The 15661-nt window shown below is 60.9% G+C and carries 15 protein-coding genes, 1 tRNA gene and 1 riboswitch; of the genes, 10 read left to right on the top strand and 6 right to left on the bottom strand.

Annotated features, from left to right (window positions below):
- Positions 1-286: 286 nt before the first annotated feature.
- From HMPREF2836_RS00205 to HMPREF2836_RS00195, 3 genes are all read right to left on the bottom strand, one after another.
- Entirely contained in the window at positions 287-1084 is a 798-nt protein-coding gene (locus HMPREF2836_RS00205; protein WP_070628970.1) for an energy-coupling factor transporter transmembrane component T family protein, read from the bottom strand.
- Complete coding sequence (locus HMPREF2836_RS00200) at positions 1081-2727, bottom strand: ABC transporter ATP-binding protein (protein ID WP_070628969.1); 1647 nt, start codon at positions 2725-2727, stop codon at positions 1081-1083. Before HMPREF2836_RS00200 ends, HMPREF2836_RS00205 begins: the two co-directional genes overlap by 4 nt.
- An 88-nt stretch (positions 2728-2815) precedes the next feature.
- A complete protein-coding gene (locus HMPREF2836_RS00195; RefSeq protein WP_070628968.1) occupies positions 2816-3448 on the bottom strand; it encodes an ECF transporter S component in 633 nt (210 codons plus the stop codon).
- A 58-nt stretch (positions 3449-3506) separates the two neighbouring features.
- A riboswitch (TPP riboswitch) is annotated at positions 3507-3607 on the bottom strand.
- A 266-nt stretch (positions 3608-3873) separates the two neighbouring features.
- On the opposite strand from HMPREF2836_RS00195, the gene HMPREF2836_RS00190 reads away from it, so the two are divergent.
- Both HMPREF2836_RS00190 and HMPREF2836_RS00185 read left to right on the top strand, forming a co-directional pair.
- Positions 3874-4107 carry a DUF4235 domain-containing protein gene (locus tag HMPREF2836_RS00190; protein ID WP_005509010.1) on the top strand — a complete coding sequence of 78 codons (234 nt, stop codon included), beginning with the start codon at positions 3874-3876 and terminating at the stop codon, positions 4105-4107.
- Between the two features lie 160 nt (positions 4108-4267).
- Positions 4268-5704 (top strand): MFS transporter, encoded by a 1437-nt coding sequence (locus HMPREF2836_RS00185; protein WP_070628967.1) that lies wholly within the window; start codon positions 4268-4270, stop codon positions 5702-5704.
- A 161-nt stretch (positions 5705-5865) separates the two neighbouring features.
- On the opposite strand, the gene HMPREF2836_RS00180 is transcribed toward HMPREF2836_RS00185, so the two are convergent.
- Positions 5866-7197 (bottom strand): septin family protein, encoded by a 1332-nt coding sequence (locus tag HMPREF2836_RS00180; RefSeq protein ID WP_070628966.1) that lies wholly within the window; start codon positions 7195-7197, stop codon positions 5866-5868.
- Between the two features lie 130 nt (positions 7198-7327).
- Positions 7328-7927 (bottom strand): dCTP deaminase, encoded by a 600-nt coding sequence (gene dcd / locus HMPREF2836_RS00175; protein ID WP_070628965.1) that lies wholly within the window; start codon positions 7925-7927, stop codon positions 7328-7330.
- Between the two features lie 153 nt (positions 7928-8080).
- On the opposite strand from dcd, the gene HMPREF2836_RS00170 reads away from it, so the two are divergent.
- The 8 genes from HMPREF2836_RS00170 to HMPREF2836_RS00135 all read left to right on the top strand — a co-directional run bounded on the left by HMPREF2836_RS00170 (position 8081) and on the right by HMPREF2836_RS00135 (position 14779).
- A tRNA-Gly gene (locus tag HMPREF2836_RS00170) sits at positions 8081-8151 on the top strand.
- A 625-nt stretch (positions 8152-8776) separates the two neighbouring features.
- Complete coding sequence (locus HMPREF2836_RS00165) at positions 8777-9397, top strand: thiamine phosphate synthase (RefSeq protein WP_070628964.1); 621 nt, start codon at positions 8777-8779, stop codon at positions 9395-9397.
- Between the two features lie 2 nt (positions 9398-9399).
- Positions 9400-10482 carry a glycine oxidase ThiO gene (thiO, locus tag HMPREF2836_RS00160; protein WP_070628963.1) on the top strand — a complete coding sequence of 361 codons (1083 nt, stop codon included), beginning with the start codon at positions 9400-9402 and terminating at the stop codon, positions 10480-10482.
- 48 nt (positions 10483-10530) lie between these two features.
- Entirely contained in the window at positions 10531-10728 is a 198-nt protein-coding gene (thiS, locus tag HMPREF2836_RS00155) for a sulfur carrier protein ThiS (protein ID WP_005506750.1), read from the top strand.
- 143 nt (positions 10729-10871) lie between these two features.
- The gene (locus tag HMPREF2836_RS00150) at positions 10872-11642 is read left to right on the top strand and encodes a thiazole synthase (RefSeq protein WP_005509016.1); all 771 of its coding nucleotides are present in this window, start codon (positions 10872-10874) and stop codon (positions 11640-11642) included.
- Positions 11633-12688 (top strand): ThiF family adenylyltransferase, encoded by a 1056-nt coding sequence (locus HMPREF2836_RS00145; protein ID WP_070628962.1) that lies wholly within the window; start codon positions 11633-11635, stop codon positions 12686-12688. Before HMPREF2836_RS00150 ends, HMPREF2836_RS00145 begins: the two co-directional genes overlap by 10 nt.
- Before the next feature lie 122 nt (positions 12689-12810).
- Positions 12811-13923 carry a MauE/DoxX family redox-associated membrane protein gene (locus HMPREF2836_RS00140; RefSeq protein WP_070628961.1) on the top strand — a complete coding sequence of 371 codons (1113 nt, stop codon included), beginning with the start codon at positions 12811-12813 and terminating at the stop codon, positions 13921-13923.
- Between the two features lie 190 nt (positions 13924-14113).
- Positions 14114-14779: a class I SAM-dependent methyltransferase gene (locus tag HMPREF2836_RS00135; RefSeq protein WP_070628960.1), complete on the top strand. Its 666-nt coding sequence runs from the start codon at positions 14114-14116 to the stop codon at positions 14777-14779.
- A gap of 146 nt (positions 14780-14925) precedes the next feature.
- Here HMPREF2836_RS00135 and HMPREF2836_RS00130 read toward each other — a convergent pair whose 3' ends face one another.
- The gene (locus HMPREF2836_RS00130) at positions 14926-15627 is read right to left on the bottom strand and encodes a hypothetical protein (RefSeq protein WP_070628959.1); all 702 of its coding nucleotides are present in this window, start codon (positions 15625-15627) and stop codon (positions 14926-14928) included.
- Positions 15628-15661 lie beyond the last annotated feature (34 nt).

Genomic DNA, 15661 nt, shown 5'->3' with positions numbered 1-15661 from the left:
GAGGGCGGGTGCCCCTGTAGGAGCGAAGGAAGAGTGCGGGCGCCTCCCTACTCATGTCCCAAGTGGGGGGCTAGGCGCGGAGGAAATATGCGGCACCCCGCCTCCCTGTAGGAGCGATGGAAGAGTGCGAGCACCTACGTATCCCAGCGCGGGAGGACGGTATCGCCCGTAGTGACATCAGGGTGCCCGAAGCGAAGCGAGGGCGGGTTCCCTGTAGGAACGAGGGCGAATACCGCCTCCCCAGCGGAGCCACGAAAGCGGAACCGCAAGCTACTGCCGGAAAGAACTAGGCCCAGAGGAACTGGATTGTACCCGCCGCAATAGATGCACCGTACGCAACAGCAATGATGACGGCGGCAGCAATACTCACGTGCACGTCACGCGGCGAATAGGACGGCACGCGAGCCCAGGTGCGTTCGCCTGCGCCGAAGCCGCGCGCCTCCATGGTGATGGCGAGGCGGGAGCCGCGGCGGATAGCCTGCACGAGCAGGGCGAAGCTTTGCCCGCCGAAGGTTTGTGCGCGTCCGGCGAGGGATTGGCCTGCACCGAGTCCGCGGGCGCGTCGTGCCTGGCCGAGGGCGTTCCATTCGGCGAAGAGGATGCCGACGAGGCGCAGGGCGGCGACGGTGGCGAGCACGAACCGGGAGGGTAGCTTGAAGGTTTGTGCGAGGGAGTCGCCCAGGTCGGTCGGGTCGGTGGTGAGTACGAATGCGAGGGTGGGTAGGACCATGGCGAGGGAGCGGATCATCATGGCTGCGCCGACGGCGGCGGAGTCGGTGGTGATGGTGTTGAAGCCGAGGTCAAGGATGGTGGTGCCGGTTTTGGCGCTGAGCATGGCGACGGACCAGCCGGTGGTGATGACGGCGATGAGGATGGGCCAGAAGCGGGCGAGGACGTTGACGGGTCGGAATCCGACGAGGATGAACCCGAGCAGTTCGAGGGCGAAGAGGATTCCGGAGGTGAGGGGGTCGCGCACGATGAGTGCGGCGATGATGAGGGTGAAGGAGACGATGAGTTTTACGCCAGCGTTGAGGTTGCTGAAGTAGCTGGTTCGGTCGATGGTGCCGAAGAAGTCGGTGTTCATGCGTTCTCCTTTCCGGGGGTTGCGAGGGCTTCGGAGGTGTCTAGGGCTTCGAGGGTGATGTGGTTGCCGCCGAGTGCGGCGGTGTAGTCTTCGTCGTGGGTGATGGAGATGACGGCGGTGCCGCCTGCGAGGAGTTCGCGGATGAGGTCGACGAGTTCTGCCCAGGTTCGTGCGTCTTGGCCGAAAGTGGGTTCGTCGAGGATGAGGATTTTGGGTGCGGTGGCGAGTGCGGAGGCTACGGAGAGTCGTCGTTTTTCGCCGCCGGAGAGGGTGAAGGGGTTCGCGTCGAGTAGGTGGGTGAGGCGTAGGCGGGTTGCGAGTTCGTTGGTGCGGGCGGTGAGGTCGTCTTCGTCGAGGGGAACGCGGTTGAGTGCGGCGAGTCGGCGGGGGCCGAGTTCGAGTTCTTCGCGTACGGTTCCGCGGATGAATTGGTATTCGGGTTCTTGGAAGACGTAGCCGATGCGGCTGAGCATTTGGGCGGGGGTCCAGGTGGGCACGTCCCAGTGGGCGCGCTCGCTGTCGTGGTTGCCGCCGTGGTTGCCGTCGTAATTACGCAGCGCGTCGGTGGCGGTGAGGGTGCCATCGGGTGCGGTGAGGAGCCCTGCGAGGGTGAGGGCTAGGGTTGATTTGCCGGCGCCGTTGGGGCCGAGCACGCTGAGGTGTTCGCCGGCGTGCAGGGTGAGGTTGATGCCGCTGCGCAGTACGGGCAGGTCGGTGGGTACGGGTGCGGGGGTGTCGCCGAGGCGTTTGATGGTGCGTCGGCGTGCGCGTCGTTGTTTGGGGGTGGGTTGTGCGCGGGTGATGCTGAGGTTTTCGGCGCGCAGTAGCGCCTCGCCGCCCTCGTTTTCACCGCCCGCAATATTACCGCTCTGCGGTGCACGCGGCACGTAGTTGGGTACCCACACGCCCGCGTCGATGAGTTCTTGGCGGGCTTCGGTGAGTACGGTGTCGGGTGCGCCGTCGTGGGTGATGGTGCCGCCTTCGCCGAGCACGATAATGCGGTCCATGTGCGGTGCCCAGATGCTCACACGGTGCTCCACGACGAGCAGGGTCGCACCGGTCGCCTCCGCAGCGGTGAGGATGCTGTCGCGTACTTCCTGCACGCCGGAGGGGTCGAGGTTGGCGGTGGGTTCGTCGAGGATCATGGCGCCGGGGTGCATCGAGAGGATGCCCGCCAGGCCGAGGCGCTGCTTCTGACCGCCGGATAGTGCGCTGCTGGGGTGGTCGAGGGGCAGGTGGTTGAGCCCTACGGCGGTGAGGGCTTCGGTGACGCGGCCCCAGATTTCTTCGCGGGGTACGCGCAGGTTTTCGGGGCCGAAGGCTACGTCGTTGCCGACGGTTGCCATGACGATGGAGGATTCGGGGTCCTGCTGCATCATGCCTGCGGTGCCGCGTGCTTCGGCGGGTGCTTGCCCGTTGATGGTGATAGTGCCGCCGGCGGATTCGCCGTCGTCATCGTGGAGCACACCGGCGATGGCGTGCAGGAGCGTCGATTTGCCGGCGCCGGAGGTGCCCAGCAGCAGGACTTTTTCACCGGGGTTGATGGTGAGGTTGAGTCCGCTGATGACGGGTTCTGGGCGTCCGGGGTGGTGCCAGCTGAAGTTGTTGAGCTCGATGCGCGCCCCGCGCGGTGTTGCTTCCATGATGGTTCCTTAGCCTTTTGTGTGGCTGCTGTTGTGTGCCGAGTGGTGACTCGTGGTGAGTGACTAGTTGGTGGCTAGTTGCTGGTGGTTAGCGGCGGGTCTTGCCGGATGCCAGCGAGGAGAGCACACCGGTCTTGGCGAGGTTCTGCACGAGAATCCACGCCAGGAAGCCTGCGATAACTGCACCGGAGACGACGGCGCACGCTACGTAGATGATTGCCTTGACCGGTTCCATGTCGGGGTAGTAGATGAAGATTTCGTTAACACCCATGAACAGGCCGCTGAGCGCACCGGAGAAGATGGCGATAGTTGCGTTCCAGCGGCGGTAGCGGAAGATCGCGAAGGCGATTTCAGCGCCGAGGCCCTGGAAGAGGCCCGCGATCAGGATTTCGCCGCTCCATGCGCCGCCGGTGAAGAGTACGGAAATGAATGCTGCGACGATTTCGCCGAAGAGCGCGGCACCGGGCTTGCGGATGAGCAGGCCGCCGAGGGTACCGCCGAGCAGCCATGCGCCGGCGACGATGGGGCGGAATTCGGGTGCTGCTACGAGTGCGGTTTTGGCGGCGGGGCCGACTGCGATGTCCCAGATCCAGAAGATGACGGCGCAGGCTACTGCGATAACTGCGGCGATAACGATTTCGTTGACTCGCCAGCGCAGGTTCGGCTTCTTCGCTTCTTCCTGGGTAGATGCCTGGGAGGCGGGGGTTGCGTTCTGTGACATTGGTGGTCCTTCCGTCGTTGGAAGGGGAATGTCCTCGCCCTCTGATTGGACGAGGGCATTGAGAAGAAATTCGACTCCCTACGCCGGTACTAACCGGATCAGGTTCGAGGGTCTGCTTAGCACTCTCAGCGCCTCGGTGGCGCTCCCCTGTCGTGTGGGGTTCCTTGTCCGTACCGTTGTGGTGCGGGTGGGAACCCAGGTTCGATTGTAGGCTTGTCTGGCTGTTCGTGCCAATTTGCCGCTTTTTGTTTCGTTCTTCTGCCCACATTACAGAATTGCACGGTGTACAATTTTGGGACGGAGAGGCTCCAAGGCGGCACGAACGCCTTAAACCCTATACGCTAGGGAGTGGCGCTCTTTTCTCACCCAACCCCGAAGGGGTTCACGGGCAGGACGCCGCATCGTATACAGCTAAGGAGATACATATGAACCCCGTCGCTAAGCTTGCTCTTGCGGGTATCAACATGGGCGCTGCTGCCCTGGTTGGTAAGGGCCTGGGCGCAGCCTGGACCAAGGCTACCGGTAACCAGCCTCCCGCCATTTCCCACGAGTCTGAAGATACCCTGCGTCAGGTCATCCTCTGGACCGTTCTGACCTCCGTCGTGGGTGCTGTGGTGAGCTTCGGTATTGCTCGCCTGCAGCGTCGTTTCTTCAACTAAGACTTTGCGCCTTCCGCGCGAAAGTTCATGAACTAGGCGGTACGTATCTTCGCTCGGTACGTACCGCCTGGTGTTCCCTCTTCAGCACGCCCTCCCCACTTCAGCCGGTTTCACGCCGCCGCTACGCTGAAGCGCCACCTCGGCATCCGAAAGCACAACTATGACTATTTCTTCTCCCCGCCGTAAGACGAAGGCTCAGCGTAGGGTCGTTGACCACGCGAACAGCCGCCGTTCGGTCGCGTCCTGGGTCATGTGGGATGTTGGTTCGTCGAGCTTCGACTCGATTATGACGACCTTCATCTTCACCGTGTACCTGACCAGCAGCTACTTCGGCACGCCCGAAGAGACTTCGTCGGCACTGTCGCTGGGTCTGACCGTTGCCGGTTTCCTCATTGCGATTCTGGCACCGGTCACCGGTCAGCGTAACGATAAGTCCGGCAGAGGCATCTTCTGGCTCGGTGTGAACACCATGCTACTAGTCGGTTCGATGGCGGCGTGCTTCTTCGTGGGCCCCACCCCGCAGTACCTGTGGCTGGGTGTCGCCCTGATTTCTGCGGCGAGCGTGTTCAGCGAGTTCGCGTACGTGAACTATAACGCCGTGCTGCCGCGCATCTCCCACCCGGAGAATATCGGTAAGATTTCGGGCGCCGGATGGGCTGCCGGCTACATTGGCGGCATCCTGGCGCTGGCTGTGGTGCTGTGGGGTTTTGTGCTTACCCCCGAAGTGCTCGGCCTGACCACCGATAACGCCCTGAATATCCGTGCGGTCGCGCTATTCGCCGCCGCCTGGTGCCTCATCTTCTGCGTGCCTCTGCTGGTGCGTATGCGCACCCGCGAGCGCTTCCTGCCGGAGGTGCTGCCCACCCGCGAACTGCGTTTCCTGGAGCTCGGTATGGAGCGTCTCTCCCCGGCTCGTCAGGGCGGTCTGCTCGCCTCCTACAAGGCGCTGTGGCGCACCATTAAGCGGCTGAAGATGACGTCCCCGCAGACCCTGTGGTTCCTGATTGCTTCGGCGGTGTTCCGTGATGGTCTGTCCGGTATTTTTACGTTCGGCGGTATTCTTGCGGCGGGCACGTTCGGTTTCAGCACTTCCGAGGTGATTCTGTTCGGTATTGCCGGTAGCGCTGTCGCGGCGGCTGGCGCGATCCTGGGCGGCTACCTGGATGACTACCTGGGCCCGAAGGCGATTATTGTTATCTCGCTGGTCGGCATTATCTTGGCGGCTACCCCGCTGATGTTCTTCCCCGAACCGGGCGTGTTCTGGGTATGCGCCCTGCTGCTGTGCCTGTTCGTGGGTCCGGCGCAGTCGGCGTCCCGCACCTTCCTGGCGCGTCTGGCGGACCCCGGCACTGAGGGTGAGCTGTTCGGCCTGTACTCGACCACCGGTCGTGCCACCAGCTTCCTGGCGCCGATGCTGTTCGGTCTGTGCGTGAGCATCATGGGCGCGCAGATTTGGGGTGTGCTCGGTATTCTGATCGTTGTGGTGGCGGGTCTGCTCCTGCTGCTGCCGGTGAAGGCGCCCGGTCCGCTGCGTATGCGTGCGGCTCGCCGCGAGCAGAAGCGTGAACAGAAGCGCCGCGACAAGGCAGCCCAGTAACGCTGCCTGGTAAGGCGTCGCGGGGCTAAGCATCCTTGCAAACCCCGCAAATACAACCTCGTAAACACACAGGGAGGGGCGGGTAGAAGAATCATCTTCTACCCGCCCCTCCCTTGTGCTTAAGCAGTGCCTATCAAGCGGAGCTCAGTAAGCCGCGGTGGCTAGTCCTCCACCACGTCATCCTCATCATCAGAGACCGCATCCTCAGAAGAGTCCAGCGCAATCTGCTGCTCCTCCTCATCCAGAACCTCATCGCTCGTCATCTGAGCCCAGGTCGCGTCATCAATCAGCGGATCATCAATCACACGAACCCACAGCATCGAACCAGCCGCTAAAGCGCTCAGGTTCTCGTCATACGCCTCCGCAGGCAGACCCTCAAAGATCTCAGCCAAACGCGCAAACAGGTCATCATACGAAATGTCGCCCTCAGCCTGCAGCCAGCACTCAGCCGCAAACTCAGACAGCTCATTCAGCTCAGTGTCGCACAGCAGCAAGAACGGGCCGTCCTCACCCACACGCACACCCGAAGTACCCGGCATACGAGACACCGCAATCGTACCGTTCAAGAACACACCCGGCAGGTGATCCTCAACCGTGTACTTCTCCAGGCTCTCAACCTCATCAGCGTTCGGCAGCTCGCCACCATTCAGCAGATCCTGAACCAGCGGCAAAGTATCCTCAACCTCCGAGTACACCAGGCGCCACACGCCACCGCAACGCTCCACCAGCTTAGCCAGCGACACAACGCCCTCAGGGTGACGCGCCAGACCCGAACTCTGCTCACTCAAGAACACCAGAGCCTCATGCAGCGGAACACGCTCAAAATACGGCTCCGAAGCCGACTCATCACGAGAAATGAACACAATACGCGACAGCTCATAGCTGAGATCATCACGATCAACCACGTTCAGACCCAAATCCACCGGGTTCTGCTGATCCTTCGGCGCATTCGGGTCAACAATCACAGACAACGGCTTCGGATACGGCGACACAACACCTTCATCCGAAATAATCGCAGTCTCATCAGTCAGGTACGCAAACTTGGAACCCAAGAAACGCGACGCAGTCGTCTTACCGCTACCAGAAACACCCACCAGCGCCACAGCGCGCTTCGACTCAGGGTCACCGATAACAGCCGCATGCAGCATCACACCGCGACCAACCAGCTGCTCAATCATCGCCAACGTAATACGGCTCGTCAGATCCTGCATACCCGAATCATCATCAGCCACACGCAACGTCGAAACCTTATCAAACGAACCCATCAGCGGATTCGCCAAATCCATCACCGACTCATCAGTCGGCGCATGAACCAACATCACCTGATCAAAACGAGACAACGAAGCATACGCCTCATCAGGAGTATCAAAAAACTCCGGAGCAAGAGGCTCCCACGCCTTCTTAAAACGCTCCACAAAAGAGTCCGACATATCAATCAGATACAAAGAAACTTCCGCGCCAGCAACACGCAGAACAACAGGCTTCAGATTCATCAAAAATCCTTAGAGAGTGAGAGATAAAAACCCGCACGCGAGTGAACGCACGAGCACAACAGGCGAAAAACCGCCCAACGCGGGCGCACAAACACACAGCCTGCACGCCCGCACCCCAAAGCGGGAAAGACTAAGACTCCACAGAACCATCCGCAGGAATCATCGTCTGATGAAAATTCAAATAACTACGCGAAGCAGTCGGGCCACGCTGACCCTGGTAACGGTTACCATACGCACCAGAACCATACGGATGCTCAGTCGGGCTACTCAAACGGAAGAAACACAACTGACCAACCTTAGAACCCGGCCACAACATAATCGGCAAAGTCGCCATATTCGACAACTCAAGCGTCACATGCCCCGAAAAACCAGGATCAATAAAACCAGCCGTAGAGTGAGTCAGAAGACCCAGACGACCCAGCGACGACTTACCCTCCAGGCGGGCAGCCACATCATCAGGCAACGTCACCTTCTCATACGTAGAACCCAACACAAACTCACCCGGATGCAGAATAAACGGCTCATCAGGAGCCACCTCAACCAGGCGCGTCAAATCCTCCTGCGGCTGAGCAGGATCAATATGCGGGTACTTATGGTTATCGAACAGACGGAAGAAACGATCAATCCTCACGTCCACACTTGCAGGCTGAATCATCGACTCATCGAACGGATTAAGAACGATGCGCCCATCAGCAATCTCTTGACGAATATCGCGATCTGAAATAAGCACGCTTAAAGGATACCTGGCAAACACCACCCACGTGCAGGCATCCACCAGCCCCAGCACACAGGCCTACATCACATTTCAACCCCGCCGCCCCGCACACAAACAGCCGCAATATATTTCACCCCCAGCAAGCAGGCGCGATACACTGAAAAAGATGCGGCTGTAGCTCAATGGTAGAGCGCACGCTTCCCAAGCCTGATACGCGGGTTCGATTCCCGTCAGCCGCTCTTCAAAGCCTCTTACTTCACGGTAGGAGGCTTTTTATTTTGAGTTAGGTTGAGTGGGTCGAGGCGGTATGTTCCTTGCTCCTACAGGGAACCCGTCCTCGCTTCGCTTCGGACACCCTGATGTCGCGACGGAACATACCGGCCTCTCCCCTGCTAACTCCCTCCCCTTCTCCGGGCAGGTGGAGTAGTGGGTGCGACCGTGCGTTGGGGAACGAACCGCGGGGCCTCGGTTTGGGAAGAGTGTGCGGGAACGGGGAGGGGGAATACTCGGGTGAGGTACCGCAGAAGCTTGCCGGGAGACGAAGGTTGGTAGCCGGGTATGGTGGTGGTTCCGTAGGGACGTCAGCGCGCCTTTCCGAGGGCTCATCGAGACAGGGCTTGTTGTAGCCCCATACGAGCGCGCAGCACAGCTATACCTTCCTGAAGCGACATCAGGGTGCCCGAGCTCTGCGAGGGCGGGTGCCCCTGTAGGAGCGAAGGAAGTGCATAGCGTGCCAAGCGCGCACGCACCTCAAAACGCTTGAAGGATGTTCAACTCACCACACAGTTGTGCTAACCTAACCACAGAAATTCAATGAGAGAATTTCTCAAAAAACATCTACTCGACGACGAATCGTAGACCCGCATGACCCGCGAAACGCACCCCTACACCACCCCCTCACGCCCCCTCGACCTGAACCTCTACCTCGTCACAGGCGACAACCCCCTCGAAACCGTCCGGGCAGCCAAACACGCCACCTGCATCCAAGTTAGGTCCAAACCCATCAGCGCGCGCGAGCTCTACCAGCTCACCGAAGCTATCGCCGGCATCATCCAGCCGCACCAGACCCTCCTCATCGACGACCGTGTAGACGTCGCCCTCGCGCTGCGTGCCCGCGGCGTGCGCGTTGACGGCGTGCACATCGGTCAAGACGACCTGCCCGTAGCCGACGCCCGCGCCCTCCTCGGCACCGACGCGATCATCGGCCTGACCACCGGCACCCGGCAGCTCGTCGAAGAATCCAACAAGATCGCGCACCTTATCGACTACATTGGTACCGGGCCGTTCCGCCCCAGCCCTACCAAGCAGTCCAACCGCCCGCCCCTCGGCATTGATGGGCTCCGCGAACTTGCCGAGCTGTCCGCCGTACCCACCGTAGCTATCGGCGACATCACCCCCGAAGACTGCCCCGCCATCCGCACCACCGGAGTTGCCGGAATCGCCATGGTCCGCGCCTTCGTCGATAACCCCGCGCTGAAGGCATAGCCATGACCATCACCATCATTGGCGGCGGAATCATTGGCCTCACCACCGCGTTTGAGCTCACCGAACGCGGCGAGAACGTGCACCTCATCGACGCCGAAACCAGCGACTACGGCACCGCCGACGATGGCACCGCGATCTACCCCGCCGCCAGCCACTACGCCGGCGGTATGCTCGCGCCCATCGCAGAAGTGCAATTCCAGCAGGACGCGCTCTTCCCGCTCATGACCGCCAGCGCCGACGCCTACCCCTCCCTCATGGAGAGGCTCAGCCGCGCCACCGACCTGCCCACCGGCTACGACACCACCGGCACGCTTATTGTCGCCGCCGACCGTGCCGACGCCGAGCACCTGCAACGCACCCGCGCCTACTACCGGGACATGAACCGCCCCGCAGACCCCGTCACCCCCACGCAGGCACGCGCCCTCGAACCGCTCCTGGCGCCGCGTATCGCTGGCGCCGTGAGCATCCCCAGCGACCATCAGCTGCACCCGCGGCTCATGAGGGGCGCCCTCAAAGACGCCCTCACCCGCCGCGGCGTCACCTTCAGCACCGAACGGGTCACTAACCCGGACGCGGGCGACATTATCTGCGCTGGACTAGGGGCAACACTGCACGGGGACTACCCGCTACGCCCCGTCTACGGGGACATTCTGCGTCTGCGCGCCCCGCGGCCCATCCTCAAGCATGTGGTGCGCGGCTACGTGAACTCCCGCCCCGTCTACCTCATCCCCCGCCCCGACGGGGAGCTGTGCATCGGCGCAACCAGCCGCGAAGACCACCGCACACTACCCGCCATTGACGGCGTACACCAGCTGCTACGTGACGCAATCCGGCTCGTGCCCGCGGTTGAAGAGTGCGAGCTTCTGGAGGCGAACGTCGGCGCCCGCCCCGGCACCCCGGACGACCTGCCCATCTTCGGGCACCGCACTCGCGCCGACGGCACCCGCCAGCTCGTGTCCACGGGCTATTTCCGTCACGGTATTCTGCTTGCCGCGCTCGCCGGCAAGGTTGGTGCGGAGGTCGCCTGCGGGGCTGAGATTCCGCCCATCATGCAGGCATGCGACCCGGCACGATTCACCCACTAAACACAATCCCCGCCGGATGCACCCGGCACCCTCACGAAAGGATTTCGCATGATCATCACCTACAACGGCGAGCCGCTAACCACGAACGCCCGCACCGTATTTGACCTTGTCCTGGACCAGTTCGGTACCGAAAATGGCGTGGCTGTGGCGCTCAACCGCAGTATCGTACCGCGTTCCACGTGGCTGGATGTGCCGCTGAACGAGGGCGATAGGGTGGATGCCCTCACCGCCGTTCAGGGCGGCTAATCCTCCAACCTGAACCGGCGAGATACCCACCGGCAAAAAAGAACAGATATTCTCGGTTTTTGTTCCCTAAACCGGGCGCGCCGTAGCGCCCCGCACCAACCAGCAAACCCCGTTATCTAGACGTTCCCACAGAGGAGAACACCATGAGCCTCACACCGCTCACCATCGGCGACCGCACCTTCACATCCCGCCTCATCATGGGGTCCGGAGGCGCAACCAGCATGGACCTGCTCGAGCAGGCACTCATCGCCTCCGGCACCGAAATGACGACCGTCGCTATGCGCCGTCACGCCGCAGGCACCCCCATTTTTCCGCTTCTGCAGAAGCTCAATATTGCGCCGCTGCCCAATACCGCAGGGTGCCGCACCGCAGCTGATGCGGTGATGACCGCGATGCTCGCCCGCGAGGCGCTGGGCACTTCCTGGGTGAAGGTCGAGATTATCCACGACGAAGACACCCTGTTGCCGGACACCGTGGAGCTGTTGAATGCTTGCGAGCAGCTGGTCGCTGAGGATTTCACGGTGCTCGCGTACACTTCTGACGACCCAGTGGCTGCCGCTCGCCTGGAGGATGCGGGCGTTGCGGCGGTGATGCCGTTGGGAGCGCCGATTGGTACCGGTCTGGGCATTTTGAATCCGCACAATATTGAGCTGATTGCTTCTCGCGCGCAGGTTCCGGTGGTTCTGGATGCCGGCGTGGGTACCGCCTCCGACGCGGCGCTGGCGATGGAGCTGGGTTGTGATGCGGTGTTGTTGGCGTCGGCGGTGAATCGTGCTGAGGATCCGGTGGCGATGGCTCAGGCGATGAAGTTTGCGGTGCAGGCGGGCGCGTTGGCGCGTGAGGCTGGCCGTATTCCGGTGCGTGAGCACGCGAAGGCGTCGTCGCCGTCGGAGGGTTTTGTCTCGTGGATGTAAACCTCACCCCTACCCCGGTGAATCCGGAGCATGCGCGTCTGGATCGCGAGCGCACGGACCGCCAGCGTCGCCTGCCGGGCTTTAATCAGGATGCGGTGGCGGCTGCCCGCGTGTTGGTGATTGGTGCTGGTGGTTTGGGTTGTCCGGTGGTGCAGGCGTTGGCGGCGGCTGGTGTGGGGTATCTGCATATTGCGGATTCTGATTCGGTGGAGTTGTCGAATATTCAGCGTCAGCCGCTTTTTGGGGTGTCTGATGTGGGTGAGCCGAAGGCGGAGGTTGCGGCACGCCGTGCCTTGGATTTGTGCCCGTCGTTGACGGTTGAGACAACGATTCGGCATGTGGATGCGTCCTGGATTTTGGATCTTTTCGCCGCGTCGGCACCGGATTGTGTGGTGGATTGTACGGATACGTTTGCGTCGAAGTATCTGATTGCGGATGCTGCGCAGGTTGCGGGTTTGCCGCTGGTGTGGGGCACGGTTTTGCGTTTTGGCGGGTCGGTGAGTTTTTTTGAGCCGGATGGCGCGCATTTGCGTGATATTTTTCCGACGATTCCGCAGACGGTGGAGTCGTGTGCGCTTGCCGGGGTGTTGGGTGCGACGACGGCTGTGGTTGGTTCGCTGATGGCGACGGAGGTGCTCAAGTTTGTGAGTGGTTTGCCGACGGCGGCGGGTACTCTGCTGACGTATGATGCCTTGTCGGGTACGTGTACGTCGTTTGGGGCGGTGCCGGATCCGGCGCGTGTGGTGCCGGTGGATTTGTCGGCGCATGAGGTTCCGCAGGTTCTGCTGGATGTGCGTGAGGTGCCCGAGCGTGAGGAGTCGGTGAAGCATGAGGGCTCGTTGCATGTGCCATTGTCGCATCTGAGCGACGCTGAGGGGTCGTTGTTGCCGGCAACCGACGTGCCCGCGGAGCTGCTGAGCCTGTTTGAGTCGGTGCGTGATCAGCGTGTGGGTGTTTTCTGCGCCTCGGGTGCGCGAGCGCAGCGCTTTGTGCAGGCGTACGAGGAGCTTGCAGGCGAGTACGGGGTGCGCCTCACGGCACTGTAGAGACGGTTTCCCCATGTGCAGGGCGTAAAATCGTGTATAACACGGCGGCACGTCGCGCGGTTTGTCCTGCCTAGAAACTGCCCTGTCGCCTCCTGTTTTCGCACACTCACTCTAGGAGTTTTATGCTCACCGTCTCTACTGTGCCGCTTGTTTTGTGTACGGCACTTGTTGCGTTGACTTTGTTGATTAGCGGTATTGCTAAGGCTAAGGATCCGCAGAGTACCGTGACCGGTATTCAGAATCTTGGTTTGGAGAAGATCGCGCCGACCCGTGCGGTGTCGCTGATTTTGCCGTGGTTCGAAATCGCACTAGCCGCCGTTCTGTTGCTGTCGCCGGTGCGTTTGCCTGCGGTGATTGCTTCGGGTTTGGCGCTGATTCTGATGCTGTTCTATACGGTGGTGATTGCGCGCGCTCTGGCGACGGGTCGTACTGCGGGTTGTAATTGTTTCGGTTCTGAGTCGAATGCGCCGGTGAGCCGTTATACGCTGGTCCGTAATATTGCGCTGCTGTTGGCGGCGGCTGGCGCGCATGCGAGCGCGTTGAAGGGTGGCACGGGTGTTGTGTCGACTCTGCTGGGTCTGGATAATAGCGGCTGGACTTGGGTTTTTGGTGCGGCGCTGATTGCTGTGACGTTGGAGGCTGTTCGCCGCGGTGATGCTCTTGCGCAGCCGGAGCCGCAGGCTGAGGTGATTTTGCCGGAGCCGGTGTATGACGAGAACGGTGAAGAGCAATATGTTCGCATGCCGATTCCGCATGCGGCGCTGTATCTGGAGAATGGTCGCCACACGAATTTGCGTGCGTTGGCTAAGAATCAGGCGCGTGTGCTGGTGTTTGTGTCGGCGACCTGCGCTGGTTGTGTGAAATTTTTGAAGACGATGGCTTCGTGGCAGGAGCGTCTGCCGCAGGTGGCGTTGCATCCGGTGTATTCGAGTCTGGATTCGTTGCAGACGTCGCGTAATGCGGGTACGTTGCCGGAGGGTTTGACTCCGTTGATTGACCGTGAGGCTGGTGCGCGCGCGAATTTTGGTAATGGTGTGCCGTTGGCTGTGGTTTTGGGCGCTGATGGTCTGATTGCTGGCGGCCCGGTGGCTGGTAAAGAAGAGGTTGAGGCGCTGCTTGCCGATATTGAGGCGCAGTTCGCTGAGGCTGCTCGTCTGGCTGAGGAGGAGCGTCAGGAGCAGATGCGTAAGGCGTTTGCAGCGGGTCCGTCGAATGTTGAGGGCGACCACCTCTAAACACGCTCCTATCGTCCAGCCCCTGTAGCGCCTCTGTAGCACTTCCGATAGCCCCGTCCAGCTCTTACTGCCCTTACCGGCAGGTGCCGGGTGGGGCTATGCTAGAACGTAGCGCACACACCGCTTATATGCCGCGGTCACCTTGCCTGGTGGCGGTTGGCGCATCCTCAACCCTGTCTAAGGAGTTTTTATGGCAATGATGAGTTTCAACGCTCCGGCTGAGCGTGAGAAGTCGCTGTGGTTGGTCCGTAAGGAGAGCAACCCGAATCATTCTCAGTGGTACATTGACCGTTTTAAGGCGATGGAGGCTGAGGGTAATGATATGGCGGGTGAGTCTCGTCTGGTGAATGCGTTGGCTTCTCGTGGCGCTAAGATTCTTGATGCGGGTTCGGGTCCTGGTCGTGTGGGTAAGCAGCTGCACGCGTTGGGTCACCGTGTGACGGGTGTGGATATTGATCCTGAGCTGATTGAGGAGGCGCGCCGCGTCTGCCCGGATGCTACGTGGATTACTGCCGATTTGGTGGATCTGCCGGAGGTACTGGGTATTGAGGGTGAGGCTACGGCGGAGAATGGTTTTGAGCTGCTGGTGTGTGCGGGTAATGTGATGGGTTTCTTGGCTCGTTCGACTCGTAAGCCGGTGGTTGAGAATTTCCGTCGCGTGTTGGCGCCGGGTGGCCGCGCTGTCGTGGGTTACGGTTCGGGTCCGGGCCGTGATTATGCGTTTGAGCAGTTCCTCGCTGATGCCCGCGAGGTTGGTCTGAACGTGGATAACACCTACTCGTCATGGCAGTTGCACCCGTTTGTTGAGGGTTCTTCGGAGTTTTTGGTGGCGGTGCTGTCGCGCCCGGAGAGCTAGGCTCGCATCGAAAGCTAGCGTGCAGTACGTCTTAATCTAGCATGCAGTGCGTCTTGAGTTAGACATACAAATGGCCCGGCGCCTGCCCCGTGGGGGGTGGGTGCCGGGCCTTTGCTGCGTCTTATGTGGCTGCGTTTCTACCGGGTCTAGTGAATGAGGTAGATGGTGCGGGCGAGTTCTTCGGGCAAGAAGGATGCGGCGAAGAGGATTGCCACGATGATGACGGCGAGTGCGGTCATGAGGCTGGAGCGCCAGCCGGGGTGCAGTTCGTTGAAGGTGATGAGTCCCTTGTGTTCTTTGTCCATGTTGACCACGTTGATCTGTTTGTAGATGGTGGTTTGGGCGGAGAGTTTGGAGGAGACTTCTCGCATGGTTTTGCCATCCCAGACGCGGCCGTCGATACGCATGAGCTGTTTGCCATCTTTGTCGACGGCCCACATGGCGGGGAAGCTGCGGTAGCGTAGGCGGCCGGCGACGGTTTTGAGTTTCTGGCCGTAGGCTTTTTTGGGGTAGAGCTTTTCGACGTAGATGGTGTGGTCGATGTTTTCGAGGGGTACGGCGAACCAGCCGAAGGTGCGTGCGCGGAGCACGTGGGTTTTGGTGATGACGATGATGGTGGGTTTGAGGACTGAGTAGAGGTTTACGCCTGCGATGGTGCCGATGAGCAGTACGAGGAGGGTGTACGGCAGGGCGGGTCGCTTGTAGAGGATGAAGGCGAGCGCGGCGAGGAGCACGATGGTGCCGGGGAGTGCCGCTTCGATGCGCCTGCCGTAGGAGCGCATGCGGGGGTGGAATAGTTCGTTGACTTCGCCGTATTTGGCGGGGACTTCGTGAGCGCGTTCTGCCATATACACAACTTTAGTGTGTGCGGTGCGTGAAACC

The sequence above is a fragment of the Rothia sp. HMSC065C12 genome (assembly GCF_001812085.1).
Lineage (GTDB): Bacteria > Actinomycetota > Actinomycetes > Actinomycetales > Micrococcaceae > Rothia > Rothia mucilaginosa.
This window is presented reverse-complemented; position numbering and strand designations above follow the sequence as displayed.